15 protein-coding genes are annotated in these 17,157 nt (G+C 52.0%); 4 read left to right on the forward strand and 11 right to left on the reverse strand.

What is annotated here, in order from left to right:
• Positions 1-11: 11 nt before the first annotated feature.
• From AC0LWF_RS18645 to AC0LWF_RS18655, 3 genes are all read right to left on the reverse strand, one after another.
• Complete coding sequence (locus tag AC0LWF_RS18645; RefSeq protein ID WP_474653045.1) at positions 12-845, reverse strand: sugar phosphate isomerase/epimerase family protein; 834 nt, start codon at positions 843-845, stop codon at positions 12-14.
• 31 nt (positions 846-876) lie between these two features.
• The gene (locus tag AC0LWF_RS18650) at positions 877-1,932 is read right to left on the reverse strand and encodes an oxidoreductase (RefSeq protein ID WP_474653046.1); all 1,056 of its coding nucleotides are present in this window, start codon (positions 1,930-1,932) and stop codon (positions 877-879) included.
• A 136-nt stretch (positions 1,933-2,068) separates the two neighbouring features.
• The gene (locus AC0LWF_RS18655; RefSeq protein WP_474653047.1) at positions 2,069-3,178 is read right to left on the reverse strand and encodes a Gfo/Idh/MocA family protein; all 1,110 of its coding nucleotides are present in this window, start codon (positions 3,176-3,178) and stop codon (positions 2,069-2,071) included.
• A gap of 182 nt (positions 3,179-3,360) precedes the next feature.
• Between AC0LWF_RS18655 and AC0LWF_RS18660 the strand changes: the two genes are divergently transcribed.
• From AC0LWF_RS18660 to AC0LWF_RS18670, 3 genes are all read left to right on the forward strand, one after another.
• On the forward strand, positions 3,361-4,194 hold the full coding sequence (locus AC0LWF_RS18660) for an alpha/beta hydrolase (protein ID WP_474653048.1): 834 nt from the start codon (positions 3,361-3,363) through the stop codon (positions 4,192-4,194).
• A 215-nt stretch (positions 4,195-4,409) separates the two neighbouring features.
• Entirely contained in the window at positions 4,410-4,676 is a 267-nt protein-coding gene (locus AC0LWF_RS18665; protein WP_474653049.1) for a CD3324 family protein, read from the forward strand.
• A 170-nt stretch (positions 4,677-4,846) separates the two neighbouring features.
• Positions 4,847-5,578, forward strand: a complete 732-nt coding sequence (locus AC0LWF_RS18670; RefSeq protein ID WP_474653050.1) for a Stf0 family sulfotransferase — start codon at positions 4,847-4,849, stop codon at positions 5,576-5,578.
• A gap of 426 nt (positions 5,579-6,004) precedes the next feature.
• On the opposite strand, the gene AC0LWF_RS18675 is transcribed toward AC0LWF_RS18670, so the two are convergent.
• The gene (locus tag AC0LWF_RS18675; protein ID WP_474653051.1) at positions 6,005-8,473 is read right to left on the reverse strand and encodes a hypothetical protein; all 2,469 of its coding nucleotides are present in this window, start codon (positions 8,471-8,473) and stop codon (positions 6,005-6,007) included.
• A gap of 344 nt (positions 8,474-8,817) precedes the next feature.
• A complete protein-coding gene (locus AC0LWF_RS18680; RefSeq protein WP_474653052.1) occupies positions 8,818-9,111 on the reverse strand; it encodes a MazG nucleotide pyrophosphohydrolase domain-containing protein in 294 nt (97 codons plus the stop codon).
• A 167-nt stretch (positions 9,112-9,278) separates the two neighbouring features.
• Between AC0LWF_RS18680 and AC0LWF_RS18685 the strand changes: the two genes are divergently transcribed.
• Positions 9,279-9,656: a hypothetical protein gene (locus tag AC0LWF_RS18685; protein WP_474653053.1), complete on the forward strand. Its 378-nt coding sequence runs from the start codon at positions 9,279-9,281 to the stop codon at positions 9,654-9,656.
• Positions 9,657-9,718: 62 nt separating this feature from the next.
• Here the strand turns inward: AC0LWF_RS18685 and AC0LWF_RS18690 are convergent, their stop codons facing one another.
• From AC0LWF_RS18690 to AC0LWF_RS18715, 6 genes are all read right to left on the reverse strand, one after another.
• Positions 9,719-10,489 (reverse strand): class I SAM-dependent methyltransferase, encoded by a 771-nt coding sequence (locus tag AC0LWF_RS18690; protein ID WP_474653054.1) that lies wholly within the window; start codon positions 10,487-10,489, stop codon positions 9,719-9,721.
• A gap of 278 nt (positions 10,490-10,767) precedes the next feature.
• Positions 10,768-11,439: a TerC family protein gene (locus AC0LWF_RS18695; RefSeq protein ID WP_474653055.1), complete on the reverse strand. Its 672-nt coding sequence runs from the start codon at positions 11,437-11,439 to the stop codon at positions 10,768-10,770.
• 177 nt (positions 11,440-11,616) lie between these two features.
• Entirely contained in the window at positions 11,617-13,407 is a 1,791-nt protein-coding gene (locus AC0LWF_RS18700; protein WP_474653180.1) for an ABC transporter ATP-binding protein, read from the reverse strand.
• A gap of 46 nt (positions 13,408-13,453) precedes the next feature.
• Complete coding sequence (locus tag AC0LWF_RS18705) at positions 13,454-15,202, reverse strand: ABC transporter ATP-binding protein (protein WP_474653056.1); 1,749 nt, start codon at positions 15,200-15,202, stop codon at positions 13,454-13,456.
• Positions 15,203-15,340: 138 nt separating this feature from the next.
• Complete coding sequence (locus AC0LWF_RS18710; protein WP_474653057.1) at positions 15,341-16,207, reverse strand: VOC family protein; 867 nt, start codon at positions 16,205-16,207, stop codon at positions 15,341-15,343.
• Between the two features lie 21 nt (positions 16,208-16,228).
• The gene (locus AC0LWF_RS18715; RefSeq protein ID WP_474653058.1) at positions 16,229-17,062 is read right to left on the reverse strand and encodes a sugar phosphate isomerase/epimerase family protein; all 834 of its coding nucleotides are present in this window, start codon (positions 17,060-17,062) and stop codon (positions 16,229-16,231) included.
• Positions 17,063-17,157: the final 95 nt, after the last annotated feature.

The following is a 17,157-nucleotide window of genomic DNA, read 5'->3' on the forward strand; positions in this document are numbered from 1 at the left end:
CTTTATCGCAATTACTCGGCTGCAACCTGATACGTTTCCTTCAGCGTTTGCAGTCCTTTCACCGCTGTTTCCAGCGCCGTCTGCGAGCCGAAGTCCGCAATGAACAGCTCCACAGAGAGATAGCCACGGTAGCCTGCCGCGTAAAGCGTCTGGGCAATTTCCTTCGAAGGCGCGATCCCTTCGCCAGGGAATACCCGCTCCGCATCCGTAATGGTCTCGCGGCTAGGCGAAGTCGGGTAGTCATTGGCATGCATAATGCCAATCTGACTTCCCTGCAATCCTTTCAGATCGTCAACCGTGCTGCCGCCCGTGTACATGTGGAACGGATCGAGCAGCATCTGTGCATCCGAGAGGCCTGACGCACGCATTACTTCGAGTGCCTGATCAACACGCGACAGGTTGCTCGCGCGGCCCCAGAACTCGACATATACATCGATGCCGATCTCGCGGCCAAGCGCCGACAGCCTTGCGAAGTGAGCGCCCATATCGGTCAAGCTGACGTTCGCCACATCGCCGAATGGCGGCGCAGCAGCAGCGCGGCATCCAAGATCAGCGAGCATGCGAAGCTCGCGCTCCGCTTGTACGAAAGCTTCCTCTCGAACTGCTTCGTCCTGATCCGCCCATTTAAAGAAGGCGATTGCGTTCACGAACGCTACGTTGTGACTAGCTAGCGCTTCGCGAATTTCAGCAGCAGTGCCGCCGCCAGCGAGATAGCTCTCGATACCGGAAACCCACAGCTCGATCCCTTCATAGCCCGCTTCCCCAGCGATTGCGATTTGCTCCACTACATTCAGTTGATAAGGAAATAAGGTTGATGCGTTTAATGACGTTTTGAATGGAAACATCTTTGCGCTCTCTCCTCTTTACCGCATAATTTTATAGCTTAATCGGCAGCTTCCTGCCTTCTTCACTGCTCTGCAGCGCCAATTCAATAATTCGAATGGCGTTTCTTGCTTGCTCTGGCTTCACATTCAGCTCAGCTTGTCCAATGATGGCCTCATACACATTTCTATAATAATCCGCATAAGATCCGGCAATCGTCTCGACAACGCCTTCTACATGAAGACCGCCGATGGACGTGTTCAGCTTGCCCCACAGCTCGCGAGGCTCTTCGCCCCAGTGCGGCGTATTCGGCTGACCGCCTCTAATAAGCGCCGGCTCTTGCGGATCGACGCCATACTTGGTGAACGTTCCTTTCGAACCGTGAAGCACGTAACGCGGAGTCGCCTCGCGCACGAAACGGGAGGAACGCAGATTAATCTTCAGACGTTCGCCGTAGAACAGCGTTACATCGAAGTAATCATGCGCTTCAGCGCCTTCGCGCTGCTTGCGAACGTCGCCGCTCACAGCATCCGGAACGCCGAATAGCGTAAGCGCCTGGTCGAGCAAATGAACGCCAAGATCATAGAATACGCCGTTGCCAAGCTCTGCGCCTTCACGCCAGTTGGTGGAGTTCAGTACTGGACTGAAGCCGTCCCAACGGAAGGTAGCTTCTCTAATATCGCCGAGCACGCCTTGGCTCAGCAGCTCTTTCAATGTCAGATAGTCGCCGTCGTAGCGGCGGTTATGGAAGACGCTAACGACTTTGCCCTGCTGCTTCGCAAGCGCAATAAGCTCGTCCGCTTCGGCAACGGTCGGCGTGAACGGCTTCTCCACGACAACATGCTTGCCTGCAAGCAGCGCATCTCGCACGAATGTGAAATGACCCGGGCTTGGCGTCGTCACAATAATCAAGTCAATCGAAGGATCTTCATACAGATCGCGAACATCTTTGACGACATTAACCCATGGATAACGCGCTTTGGATTTCTCGCCTTTACGTTCAACAACTGCGGCTAACTCGAGGCCGGGAACTGCTGTTACAACTGGTGCATGAAATACGCTTCCGGCAAAGCCGTAACCAATTAGGCCAACACGGAGTACTTGACTCATTGTAAAATAACCCCCATATTTTGTAACTTTCTGGTGCGAAGTCTCTCAGATGCTTCTATCTCCAGTATACAACAAGTTCACGCGGTTTGACGTTAGAATATGTTTCTTTATGTTAGAGTTTGTTCTGGTTCGTTCCTCACTGGTCAAGCTGGTTATAAATAAGTCCTAATGGCAGCGGAGCAGGCCGCTCGCAGCGCGTCGTAATGGCAATATGTCTGTCCGTCTTCGACGATTCCAGAATGCCAATTGTCACATCGAGCACATGGCGCGACAGCTCTCCGCTTGCTCGGTGAGCTCTGCCGGAGCGAATTGCATAGGCCATATCCGCAACGCCGATGCCTCGGGAGTTCTTATCGAAGCCGTGCGAGTATGGGAAATCCTTGACCGTGCCGTTACGTTGCTGCAATGTAATTGCGCCGTCGAAGCTATTCGGATCGTTCACTTGCAGGATGCCCTCAGTACCGTAGATTTCCAGCCGCGGCGTGTAGCCGAAGCTTTCTTTTGCCACTTGCAGGCTTGCCGTCGCTCCGTTCTCAAAATCAAGCGTAGCCGTCACATGCATAGGCGCGCCCACCGGCACTGTCTCGCCGTAACTCGGCGACTGCGGGTTGCTCACTGTGAACTCGCTGTGAACCGAGCCTGCCGAACCGCTGACGCGGCGAACCGGGCCGAGCAAATGAACGAATGCCGTTAAATAATAAGGGGACATATCAAACAGCGGGTCCCAGCCCGTCTGCAAATATTGGCGGAAATTCGGATGCATACCATCCCATACGTTGCCCATCAGAATAAGACCGTTTGCCATGTAAGGCTTGCCGATCCAACCGTCATCGATTATTTTGCGCGCCGTCTGCAGCCCGCCACCGAGGAAGGTATCGGGCGCGATGCCGACGCGAAGACCTTTTTCCCGTGCTAGGTCAAGAACCCGGTCTGCATCCTCTCTTGTGAAGGCAAAAGGTTTCTCCGCATACACATGCTTGCCGGCATGAAGAATCTGCAGGTTTACTTCCGTATGAACCTGCGGGGATGTTAAGTTAATGACGATTTCGATCTCCGGGTCAGCGAGCAGCTCTTCGACGGAGCATGCTTTTGGAATTCCATACTGCTCCGCGCGTTTGCGCGCCATCTCGACGTTCAGGTCGGCAACAGCCGCCACCTCCAGAATTTCGAACGTCTTCGTACAATTCTCCAAGTATATGTCGCTGATCATTCCGCAACCGATGATGCCGATCTTCGTTTTTTGCATAACACTCACCTTTCCGAGCATGCTTGCTGCATAATTTGAAACGCTTCCATTAATCATTTCATCCCTTAGGGCTGAATCTCCTTCTTTTTGGAGAAGCTGGTTCGGTTGTCAATTTCAAATCGCGCTCCAGTATGGTAAAGTTTGCTTGTAAGAGTAGCTATAAGCTTAGGAGGTGCACCGAGATGAATGAGCGCAGCTTTGAGCTCGTATGCGAGGATGGTTCGCGGCGGTTTGCAGCCGAATGGCGGGAGTCCAGCGATGTGCCGGCAAAAGGTGTCATTGCCATCGTGCACGGCATGGGGGAGCATCTTGGAAGATATACGCATGTTGCGAAAATGTTTACGGAGGACGGCTATGCCTCCTTTGGCTTCGACCAATGCGGTCACGGCCGAACGGAAGGCAAGCGCGGGCATACGACTTCATATGATGCACTGCTGGACGGCGTCGACGCTATGCTCGCCGAAGCGCGGCGGCGGTATCCCGACCTGCCGATTTATATATACGCACACAGTATGGGTGGCAATGTGGCGATCAATTATGTTTTGCGGCGGAAGCCAGCTATTGCAGGGGCAATCGTTACCGGACCGTGGCTGAGGCTCGCCTTCAATCCGCCGCCGCTGCAGGTGATCGCTGCGCGGATTGTCCAACGGCTCTTCCCCTCGTATACGACGGACCGCCCGATGAAAGGCGATCACCTGACAAGTGATCCGGTCATGATCAAGCGGTACCAGGAAGATCCGCTCGGTCACGGTTCGATTACCGCGAGATTCTTCTTCAGTGTGCAGACCGCCGGTTTGTGGGCGCTGAAGCACGCGTCCGAATGGAAGGTGCCGCTCCTGCTCATGCACGGCGGCAACGATAAAGTTACCTCCATCCTTGCCAGCAGGCAGTTCGCCGAATCAGTCGGGCCGCTCTGCACGTTCAAGGAATGGCCGGGTTACAAGCACGAGCTGCACAACGAATTAAATCGCGAGGACGTCTTTCGCGTGATGCTGGAGTGGCTCGCGAAACATTAGAGATGAGATGGGCAGTCTGGATGACGCTGTGAAGGAGGTCCAATTATGCTGGATGACAAAGAGAAGAAGCTCTATGCAAAGTCTACATTATAAACAACGGCGGTTGTTTGTATAGAGCTATAGCTTTAAGACCGTCTCATTCCTATATTGGTGAATCCGTTTATGATGAGACTTTGCTTCCTTAAAATGACTAAACTTTAAGGGGTAGAGTGATCATGAAATACGTTAACGCTGATATTTTACCGGATGAATTACTGAGGGAAGTTCAGAAATATATGAATGGCGTCATGGTTTATATCCCTAAATCTGAAGGGTTGCGCAAAGGTTGGGGAGCGAACTCTGGCAGCCGAGCCTATATCCAGCAAAGAAATATGGAGATTCGTCAAAAGTTTGCTGGGGGCGCTACTGTTGATCAGCTCACTGAACAGTTCTTCCTTTCCTGCGATAGCATTAAGAAAATCGTTTATGCGAAGGTAAAATAGAATACTTCGTTATGCGAACCACATCGAACCACATTGGATTCACTTCTAATGTGGTTTTTTTGTGCAGAAAACAGTCCTAAACCGTTTCTTACATACAATCGAGCCTTTCAACTCGTTATCATAAACCACATCAACAATTAACAAAGCAAGAGAATAAGGAGAGCTCCCCTATGACACAGCCTAAATTAAGCTATACCATTTGGTTTTCGCAACGGACCGGAAGCACATTGCTGAGTGAAGCGCTCGCCTCGACCGGGGTGGCCGGCAATCCAGCCGAATGGCTTCATTTTGAGCACAATGACCCTTTAACCGTGACGCGCGAGGATATGGAACAGAAGTGGCAGCACGGCACGACTCCGAACGGAGTCTTCGGGATTAAAGTTGGCTTTGAACAGCAATGGATTGACGCGTTCCGCAGCTTGTTCGAGCTCCCTGGGGATGCATCTCGCGCTGAAGTGTGGAGTGCCGCCTTCCCGAACTGCTCCAAGCATATTTATATGACGCGCCGCAACAAAGTCAGACTGGCCGTCTCTTGGTGGCGTGCGATTGTATCAGGTGAATGGCATCGCAACTTCGGCGAGAAGCCGCGGGAGCATGATATCGCGGACCAGTATAACTTTGATGCGATTAACAATTTAACCTTGCAAAGCGTGATGCTCGAAGCGGCGATTGAGGACTTTCTCACAGAATCAAAGATTATGCCGCTGACGATCGTATACGAGGACTTTATTCAGGACTATGAGGGAACGGTCAAGCGAGTGTTGGAGTTTCTGGACATTCCGGCGGAACATGTGCAGATCGCACCGCCAGCATTCGATAAGCTGGCTGATGATGTCGCCGAGCAATGGGTGCAGCGGTTCCGTGAAGAGTGTGGGCGGGAGTGGGAGAATAAACGCTGGTAGCTGGCTGGTATCGTTCATTCCTCCGAGTTTGAGAGAACGTATGCGTTCTCTCAACACGAAAATCGGTGGATGGAAGCTCTGAGAGTACAAATTCAGCACTCTCAGATGAGGAAATAGCCGAATTCGGCAGCTTGGTGAAGCTGAGAGAGCATATACGTTCTCTCAGCATGAAAATCGGTGGAGTGAAGCTCTGAGAGTACAGATTCAGCACTCTCAGATAAGGTAACAGCCGAAATCAGCGGTTGGCGAAGCTGAGAGTGCATAGGTGTTCTCTCAGAAGCATTGTCAGCGAAAACAGGCATTTTCCCCTCAGGGAGAGGAGATTACACTCTAGAGTTCAACGAACGTAACTGGTTTGCTGGACTTCTTTGGCTATTTTGGTTAATTTCAAGCTAATGATAAAGAACCAACTTAACGCTTTTGTGATCAATTTGACGCTACATATTGAATCAAATCCAGATGAATCTCGGACTCCGCGCCGCTGCCGACTCGGACTGCATCGTAGTATCCCTCCACGGTATATCGCTTTACGTCATGCTTCGCCGGATCAATCGCGACGATTTCTGTATTCATATTCGTCGTAGCGGCATCCCCCTCTTGCAGATGGCTGTGGAAGTCATCTTGATTGCTGTGCAGAACCAGATACAGCACTCCATTGTATAGCGTAAGCTTGCCGATATCCGAATAATTCTGCCCGAACATCATTTCCACCTCATGCTCGTTCAGATCAATCCGCAGAATTCGATAGCCTTGCACCAGGTACAGGCTGCCAGAAGCTTCATCCATAACGAGCGAGTTCTCGCCCTGCGGCGTCCGATCATAAATGCCGTCTGGGTTGCCACGCGGGAATGGCAATGTGCCGAGCCATTTGCCATGCCGGTCAAACCGCTCCAACCGATGGTCAAGGAGCACATTCACCTCTCCTTGATAAGGAATAATGTGGACATGCGCTCTCGCATTTTCATTAACACCTAGGTAGAAGCTGCGATATCGATGCTGCCGCTCCTCATACTGATACAGAAATCCGTTCATGTAGTACCACGTCAGCCCGCTCTTCGTGTCCCGGTACCATTCCTCCGGCCAAAATTCCCGCTCCTCCTGCTCTTTCTTAGGTGCGGCTTGGAAGGATTGCGAAATGGCGCGGCCTTGCTTCAACGTCGTATCCGTCACGATCGTTTGCGCATAGGAAGTCACTTGCAGCTTACTCCCCCGCAGCGTTAACGCATTAGGGTGCGGAACTTCGAGCTCCGCTGCCACCTGAAGCTGATCGTTCAGCTTCACCACCCGAGACGCTTCCGTATCTGCAACGATCCAGCCGTCCTCCAGACGAATGTAATCTCTGACACCAACCGCGCCTGCAGCTTCTCCAATTTCAACCGTAAGTGTAATCGGCATCTCACCGAGCAGATTCATTTGCCCATCTTGATAGGCGTAGAACTTGCGATCGATGAGCACATACCAGTCCGAGCCAAACTTGCGAAACGTTTTGGCGGCGCCGTAGTCCCCGTCACGGTTCACTTGATCAAGAGCTTCGAGTAGATCATCCGGAACCGGAGCATTCGTATTCCACTCCTCCAGCTTCCTCGCAACAATCTTATGGCTCGCAAGCTCCGCATCCCATGGCGATCGTGTCTCCTGCTTCACTGCAAAATCAACACTGTCCTGCAAAGGCGAAGCCCATACTCGCTCCTGTGGCGCCCCCGTTGTATGGATCAAATCACGCCAGTCTATTAATCGCTTCTTTCCAGCTGCTTCATACGTTAGCAACGAGCCCTGCGCGGACACGAGCTTGGCCCCAGCGGTTGTGAATTGCCGATAACTCGGTGGATGCGCAGATATTCCGCTTCCTTCCTCATATTGAAGCAGTTCCAGCCGATCGGCTGACGCGCGCGTGAACGTCCATTCGTTCAACGCTTGCCACTCGCCATTCCATACCCGCCCGTCCGGCTGCATGAGCCGCGGATCATTACTAAGGAAAGACATCCACTCTTTGCCGGATTGATCTTGCAGGAGTCCAATAACTTGCGACGTTCTACCATCCAGAAAAGGCATAAGCTTCGCGTCCAGCAGACGATAGCCATCATAGCGTCTTACCATGGAATAAGGCTTGGTGTAATAGACAAGGATGCCCGATGCTTCGGTATATACATAGACCGTCGATTCGTCGGCAAGCGGAATGACTTTCGGTTCCGCCAGCTGATAAGGGACGGCGGCGGTGCGCGACATCGCTCCTGACGAAAGGTCTATCCCCCCGCCTTCTACCTTCTTCCACTGCTTCTGAGAAGGGTCAAGCACGAACTCTTCAACCGTCTCTGCATTGCGCCATTGCACGAAGAAGAGACTTGGCTCCTTCGCGAGTCCCGTGGACAAGAGGTCGTCCGGCCCGAAGAACATCTTCTGCTCACCGAGCAAAGCTGGGTTATCTGAAATACGAATAATGAGCCACGAGCCACGATACCCGTCACCCTCGCCATTTTCACTAATGAGCTGCGTGCCAATAAGCAAATACTCTCCATTCAGCCATGCTTGCGAGGAGAGAGGAGCCTTCCACGTGTAGAGAGATTGTTCAGCCGCTGCCTCCGTGCCCGAACCATAGATGAGCTGCCCATTTTGCACGAAAAGAGCCCGTTTTCCGTCCTGCCATAGCACCTGCTTCTCCACTGAATCGGTGTGAAAGGCTTGAATCACGGCAGCCGTCTCCGAAACAGCAGGAGGATCTGATGTATCTGTTTCAATTGGGGTTGTGGTGACCGGCGCTATCTCATGGGATGTCTGCTTCGCTGGCGCATATGCGGTGAATCGTTCACCAGTAGTGAGTAGTATTCCAGCAATCAACAATACTGCGAATAAGCCGACACCTAGCAGAAACGCCCATTTACGCGACTTCATCCACATTGCCGCCACCCCTTCAAACGATCTCTTTTCCTGTATCCATTGGACGCTTTATTTGGGAAAATGTTTCAACATTTCTCCGCCTTCCCGCAATAAAAAAACAGCCAATGTCGCGAACGGCAAAGGCTGTTCTTATCATGCTTAAAGCTTTAATAATGGTAATCTCCTCCATTATGCTCACTTCGAAAAATAGTAACAATTTACTATTTTCAGAACATCAGAGGTTTGTTAATAATTCGTAATGAACATTGAAAAAGGGAACTCCTCAGCCATCATTTACGATGACCTTGGAATTCCCTTATCGCTATTATTGAAGTTAGGCCGGATTAGGGTACATTTTCTGAACTTCATTTCCCCCAGCTACGCTTATCATTAATCGCCATCTTCGCTTCGAACGCTTGATTCAAATCGATGCCGAGCTTATTCGCCAGATCCATCAGGTTCCAGACGATGTCGAACATCTCGTGGCCGAGGTTCTCGCTCTGTTCCCGTTCAGGATGGTAGGAAACCGAGAGCACTTCCTTGGATAGCTCACCGACCTCGGTCATCAGAAACAGCATCCGCTGCTCGATTGTACTCTTGTCAAAGCCCTTCGCCTCACTGAAACTTTGCACATATTGCTGCAATTCGGAAATATTCACTGCGCTGCCCTCTTCTCCATTTGCTTTCCTTTAGTTAACTAGCATAACATTTTAGCAGCTCAAATGATGGTTCTCGCAAAATTTAATAGATTAAAGTTGCATCTGCACAGGACAACCATATCCCTCCTCATATACTGGTAATTAAAGGAAGGAGGTGCCCGCGAAAAATGCCATTTACTACTGGAATTGTGACCAACACTAGAGATTTCGGCACAGCATCGTCTAACATCGTCGTCAGCATGAAGAATGAAAGCTTGGAAGACACCGCGACAGTCGTCATCCTCGTCTTCGCCTCTGTTGACTCATCAAGCTTCGTTCCTGCTTACGCTGAGTCTTTCACGCTCGCGCCTAATGAAACTGAAATTACGACTTACTTCATTAGCGGCAATGTCGCTTATGAAGTTCAATACAACGTTCTTATGCCTGCAACGGACAATGTCATGATATCGGTCTTCGGAATCGATGAGTTCGGCAACCTTGTGCAAGACCAGCGTTATTCGCCGCCGGAGTTTACGCTTATTCCGGATCTTAGCCCAATGTTTTAATAAAAAAAGGGGCATCCCCACAAGCATCGTCTACGATACTTGTGGCGGAATACCCCTATTCTTTATGAACGTACTGCCTCAAATGTGATCGGTTGCTTGTCGTTTGTCAGCGCCTTGCCGTACTCGAAGTCTGCGGAAACCACGATATCCGTAAAGCCGCAGCTCTCCAGCACATGCTTGAATTCATGCACCCCGTACCACCGCAGAGCGAAACGCTGAAGCTCTGTCTGGATCAACATGCCATTTCGCCACTTCTCATACTTAAGCAGCGACACTTTGTATTGGTGGAGGAAGCTCGTCTCAACCAGCTTGCCTTCAAGGGTAATAAGATCGCCATTCGGCATATGGAACACCGCGGTCCCTGCAAAATGGCTCTGCTCAAAGTTAGCGTCAGGCAATTCCAAATCCAGCAGCAATCGGCCGCCTGGCTTCAAATGGTTATAGAACCGCTTCAGCGCCTCAATCGACTGCTCCCGATCTTCAATGAGCAGGAACGAGCCAGCTGGTACGATTATCGCATCATAGAGATGAGGCAGCTCGAGCTCCTGCAATTCCGCCTGAAACAACTCGGGGGTGAGCCCTCGCTCATCGCAGCGCTGCCGACAGGAGGCCAGCATATCCGATGAAGCATCTACTCCGTCTACTTGGAATCCCGCTTCCAACAGCGGAATGATAACACGCCCCGACCCGACCATCGCTTCCAGTATGCGCCCGCCTTCGATGTCACGCAGCCTTTCACGATAGTACTCGATATCTCCGTCGATCGATTGACCGACTTTCTTCGTATGATCATAAACCTCTGTACATAATGCACCATAGTAGCTAAAAGACATTCGGTTTCCCTCCATTCGTGGTTTGCGACCATCCATGAAAGGGACTCTGCCCTCGCCTAGCTCCGCTCATGCTAGCTCAGAAGCGATTATCCCTTCCGTACCTTCTTGCTCTCGGATCTAGCAATTTGACGAATTTGCATGCGAATCACTCGCTCCCATGTAAAATTAAACCAAGTATACAATTCGGCGCGTCTCAGCGTCTACTTCATTGTTCCGCTAGCTTGCGGCTCCTCCAAATAGCAAAAAAGGGTCCCCTCGCAAGAACCCTTTCCTCTTCTTTAAGCCTCCTGCACGCGCGAACGTTCGCGGCGCTGCAGCAGGTAGCCGATGCCCATAACGAGCAGGCCGCAGATGAATGGGAATAGTGTGTCTACCCATTCACCGGCGTTATGCAGAACCTTCTTGAGCGTATCATTATCCTCGAGCATCTCTCCAGCGGTGTAGCCGAGAATGCCGGCGCCGATGAAGACGACAATCGGGAACTTGTGCAGCAGCGCCATAATGAGCTGACTGCCCCAGACGATAATGGGAATGCTGAGCGCAACGCCGAGTGCCATCAGCCAAATGTTGTTGTTCGCAATGGATGCGATCGCAAGCACATTGTCGAGGCTCATGACGAAGTCAGCCATGACGATAATGCGAATCGCCTTCCAGATGGACTGCGCGCCTGCAATATTTTTGCTGTCGCCGTCATCCTTCAGCAGTTGAATCGCAACCCAGAACAGGAGCAGTGCGCCCGCAACCTGAATGAACGGCAATTTAAGCAAATAAACGGCAACCACCGTCAAAATAATTCGGAGAACGACAGCCGCCATCGCTCCCCACCATACAGCCTTCTTGCGATGTGACTCTGGCAAATTTCGGCTTGCCAATGCGATGACGACAGCATTATCACCGCTAAGCACAATATTGACCAGCATGATCTCTGCCAGCAATAGGAATAGTTCCATTATCTGCACCTCAAACAGTCAGTCTTAGTAATAGCCCATTATCGCATAGTTCAAATGGGGTTGTCTATGTGTACGGGACTGCTGCTTAAAGGGAATGATTTCGGCCTTATCCACAACTTTGTACACAATCCATCCACAGTACGTGCATAACCTGTGGATAATCCTCTCGCAATTCGTTTATCGCCGTGAGCTGCAGCCTGAGGAAGTTGTCGCCATATCCACAGCAGGCAATGCCTCCGAAGCAGGCACCTCTTCATGCTCGCCTTGCGAATGCCGGTATAGCTCCTCGTAATACCCGCCAAGCGCAAGCAGCTCACGGTGAGTACCTTCTTCAACAATTTCGCCCTGCCGCATCACAATAATACGGTCGGCTCCCATTATTGTGGACAACCTGTGCGCGATGACGAGCGTCGTCCGCCCTTCGGAGACGACCGCAAGCGCCCGCTGAATGAGCTGCTCCGAGTGGGAATCGAGATTCGCCGTCGCTTCGTCCAAAATGAGAATTTTCGGCTGGAATACAATGATTCGGGCAAACGAGATAAGCTGCCGCTCGCCCGCAGACAAGCCGCTCCCCCGCTCCGATAACACCGTATCATACCCGTCCTTCATCCGCATAACGAGTGTATCGGCCCCTACCATCTTGCACGCCTCTATAACACGCTCACCGGATATGGTCTCATCGAACATGCGGACGTTGTCGATAATGCTGCCCGAGTACAGATAAGGCTCCTGCTGCACAAGACCGATCAGCCGGTGGAGCGTATGCTGCGGAATGTCTCGAACGTTCGTCCCGTCGATTGAGACGCTTCCTTGCTTCACATCGTAGAAGCGGCAAAGCAGGCTGATCAGCGAGCTTTTGCCCGCGCCTGTCGTACCGACTATTCCAATCATCTCACCAGGCTGCACGTGGAGATCAAGGTGGTGTATGACCGGAGCCCCGTCACCGTAAGCGAACTTCACACCGTCAAAATCAATCTTCCCTTTCACACTCGTTGCTTCGACCTCGCGCGCTTTATCGGCATCCTGCACCTCTGGGACCGTCTCGAAAATAGACCAGATCCGGTTCATCGATACCTGTGCGGATTGGAGCGTATTCCATTGCTGCGTAATGTTATTGATCGGCTGGAAGAACTGGCGGATATACGTAATGAACGCGAACAGGACGCCGAATGGAATCGAGTGACCGAGCACCGCATTACCGCCGAGCCACGTGACGAAGGCGACCGACAAATTGCCGAGCATATCGAAGGAACGGTTGAACAGCACGTTCGTGCGAATCTCGCGCATATTCGATTTAAAGTACCGCTGATTACCTTCATCGAACTGCCGTTGCTGTTCCTTCTCCTGATGGAACACTTGGATGATACGCATCCCAGACAAGTTCTCAGCTACGAACGCGACGAGCCGCGATAGATTCGTCCTGGTGATCTGATAGGTCGTGCGCATGTAGGAGCGGAATGAAATGGCATTAAGTGCGATGATCGGAATCAAAATCAGGCAGTACAACGTTAGCCGAACATCGAGCTGAAACATCAGCACGATAATGAACACAAGCGTCAGCCCGTCGCGCAGCACGCTCAGGAGCACTTGGCTGAAGAACTGGTTCAGCGACTCCGTATCGCTTGACACATGCGTAATCAAGCTGCCGCTTGGCACGCGGTCAAAGTACGACATCGATTGCTTCGAAATATGGCGGAAGAGCTGTTTGCGAATCGCTGCAACGATGCTTTGGCCCGCTTCTTGAAGAAAATTATTTTGCAAATAGGTAAAGACAAATCCGCACACCGACAAGAGCAAATAGATGCCGGCAATGAGAAGCAGCGTGCTCGCGCTCTTATCGCCCCTCATCAAATGATCATCGATGGCCACCTTCACTAAGTAAGGCTGCAGCAGATCTGCCGCAATTGCGACCACGATACAGCCGAACACCGCGAGGAACGTCTTCGTGTGCGGCTTGGCGTAGGACATGAGCCCTTTGTAAGCGATTTTGTTGCTCGCATTGAAGTCCGCTGTTTTAGCCAACGCTGCTTCCCTCCTCCTGAATGGCATGAAGCATCGCGTAGATGCCCTCATGCGCAAGCAGTGTCTCGTGCGTGCCGCGCTGCACAATTCGCCCTTCATCGAGCACAATGATCTCGTCTGCATGCTTCAATGCACTGATCCGGTGCGCAATAATAATGGTCGTCTTGCCCTCGCGCTGCCGACGGATCGTATCAATGATGACCGTTTCCGTGACAGCGTCTACCGCGCTTACGCTATCGTCGAGAATAAGAATCGGCGCTTCCATCATCATCCCTCTCGCTAACGCCGTTCGCTGCCGCTGACCACCGGATAGCGTTACGCCGCGCTCGCCAAGCTTCGTCTCGAAGCCATCGGGGAAGCCTATGATGCTGTCGTGAATTTGCGCCTCGCGTGCTGCCTTCTCCACGAGTGACAGGTCTGCGCTGCGACGATAGAATGCAATGTTGTCTCGGATCGTCGTGCTGAACAGGAAGCCGTCCTGCGGCACGTAAGCGATGCCGGCGCGCAAGCTTTCGAGCGAAATATCTTGCAAATCGCTGCCGCCGATTTCGACTGCTCCAGCAGGAGGATCATAGACGCGCAGCAGCAGCTTCACGAGCGTTGTTTTGCCAGAGCCCGTTCTTCCTACGATTCCAAGCGTCTTGCCCGGTTCGAGGCGAAGCGAAATGTGCCGCAGAGCTTCCTCTGGTGATTCTGGATATGTGAAGGATAGGTCATTCACAGTAAGTACGGCTTTGTTCCAATCGATGTCCGCCGCAAGTTCTTTCTCGATAATTTCCGGTTGCTTTGCCAGCAAGTCATTCAGCCGCTCAAGCGACGCCCGGGAGCGCTGTATCGTATTGATGACGTTGCCGATCTGCTGCAAAGGGTTAACCATCATCCGAACATAAAGCGTCAGCGCAACGAAGTTACCGAGTGAGAGACGCCCTGACAGTGCCAGATAACCGCCGAAGGCAAGCGTCACAACTAACGATAATGCGCCAAGAAACGGAATAAGAGCTTGAAAGAAGGAGGAGACGCGCACAAGCTTCAGCTGATTGTCTTTGATCCGGTCAACGGTGCGGCCGAATCTGCCATTCATAATATCTTCGACGGCAAACTTCTTCGTGACACGAATACCGCCGAATTGCTCCTCCGCCGATTCGGTCATGGCGCCAAGCGACTCCTGCACATCGAGCGAACGCTTGCGAATCGTTGGCCCAAAGCGAACGACAATCCATGGAATGAAAAGCAGCGGCGATATACAGATCAGAATCAGGTACCAAGGAATGTCGCTGATCAGCATCATCGCAATAACCGAGACGATCAGCATCACAGCGTTCGCAGTCTGGTTAACACCCATGGAGATGGATTCGCGAACGGTCGTGACATCGTTCATCACATAGCTCAGCAGCTTGCCGACCCCATTCTTGGAATAGAACTGCTCGCCAAGCCTTGTGAAATGTCTGAACAGCCTTTGCCGTGTAAACTTCTCAAACACCCTACCGACGTACATAATGTGGAACTGCCCGATGCCGCCAAGAATGCCGTAAGCGACGCCGATCAAGAGCAGCACGAGACTCGAATGCAGGACCGTATCTTTCGTCAGTCCACCCTTCTGCAGCTCATCTGTGAAGTTCCCCAGCACCTTCGGATAATACGATTGAAATAAGTTCGCTGCGATAGTAAACGTAATACCCGATGCATAAATGTACCATTTTGCCCGGATATACGTCGTTAACAGGCCCCGACCACTGCCCAACTAAATCGCCCCTCTCAATTATCCAGCATTTGCATATTTTCACACAACGGTCTGCAAGCCAATTCCCTAAGAAACTAGCCTGCATCACGTTATTTAAGAAAAAATATCTAATGGAGAGTGATCAATTACACACAACTGCTATATGCCAATATGAACCTCGATGCCTGATGGATCATGCGTAATAATCGTGCCGCCCTCGGTGCGGAGCGGAACGCTTGCAGCCTGTAAACGTGCAAAAACGGCCATTTGAGCCGCTTCGGAGGGCAGAACGATTTGGTAATAATCAAGGCCCGGCGCATTCGCCGGTGTCAGCGGTGCGCCAACGCCAGCCCATACGTTAAGGCCGATGTGATGATGGTAGCCCCCTGCCGAGATGAAGAGCGCTGAATCACTCATGGATGCGACGATATCGAAGCCGAGCACGTCGACGTAGAAATGCTCTGTCGTCGGCAGCTCCGTCACATGCAGATGAATATGCCCAACAGTCGTGACCGCAGGCAGTCCGTTCCAAGAAGCGTCGCCGGCTTCAGCTAGCAAGCCATCTTGGTCGATCGGATCGAGTCCCATCTGCACGCGGCCCTGCTGATCCCACTGCCACGTATCGCGCGGACGGTCGCAGTAGATTTCGATGCCGTTATTATCTGGATCGGTGATGTAGAGCGCCTCGCTGACGAGATGATCTGAATGCCCGATGTGAATGCCGGTGCTCCTCAGATGGCGAAGCGACAGGCCGAGCGTCTTCCGATCCGGCACGAGCAGCGCAAAATGATACAAGCCCGCGCCAGAGCGGCGTGGACGCGGCACCGCATCAGCAATTTCGCGCAGCTGAAGAAGCGGCTTAGCCGCACCGGGGACTCCCAGCGCGGCCACTCCTTCCTGCTGCACTTCAATGAGCTGAAGACCGACGATCTCGCTATAGAAGCGGATCGACTCTTTTAAGTTACTTACCCGCAATTGCACGAGTCCAATCCGCGTCTCTGCGGCAATAGCTGATGATGATGACATTCTCTGCCACCTCCTACTATGTTATAGATAGTCGGCAACGATGGCTTTAATGCGATCGAGTCCGGCCCACATATCGCCAGGTCCGTCATAGATGAGTACGATAGCGCCGTTAAACTCGGCGGCACGGACGGTGTTCAAGCATTTAATAAATTCCTCTTGATCCGGATAGCCCTGGTCGTCGTATTGCGCTTTGGCATGTACGGACACGCTGCTCGGCAGCGTAAGCGGAAACTCATCGTATTTGTTCGGGAGCTTGAAGTTGCCGAAGTCGGTGATGAAGTCTGCATTGTCGCCCACGAGTTCAAGCAGCTTCACGCTGGATGAACCAGTCGACGTGAGCGCCTTGAAGTTCTCTGAGATGATGCGAACGTTCTTGCCATGCTCCTGCGAGTATTGGCTGAGTCGGTTGAGGCACTCTGCCGATAGACGAAGCGCTTCGATGTTATCCGGCGCAGCTTCGCCCGCAACGATGCGGATTTGCTTCGCGCCTGCAAGCGACGCGATATCGATCCACTGCTGCATGTAGCGAATGTCCGCTTCGCGGCGCTCTTCGTCCGCTGTCGTCAGATCGCCGTAATCGAGCAGGAGCGTATCGAACTTAATGCCTGCCGACTGGAATGATTCCTTCAACTGCTGCAAGTACGCCGGCTCTACCGATGGAAAATGAAAATGGCATACTTCAGCAGCCTGGTACCCTCTACGTGCCAGCTCAGCCGGCAGCTCGAGCAGTGTCAGCACCTGCGGCTGTTCTGTGACTTGCGGCTCATGCTGCTTCGTCTCCGCGTTCCAAGCTGTAAAGCGCAACGGGCCGAGCAGGCGATGCAAACTCCACGTACTAATGGACAAATAAGACATTGATAAGTCCCTCCTCTGATCGATGAAAGCGTTATAATCGAAGTAAATGTCCTTATGGTATCACATTCCAGTTGATTTACCAATTTCAAGAAAGC

The sequence above is a fragment of the Paenibacillus sp. sgz302114 genome (genome assembly GCF_056120345.1).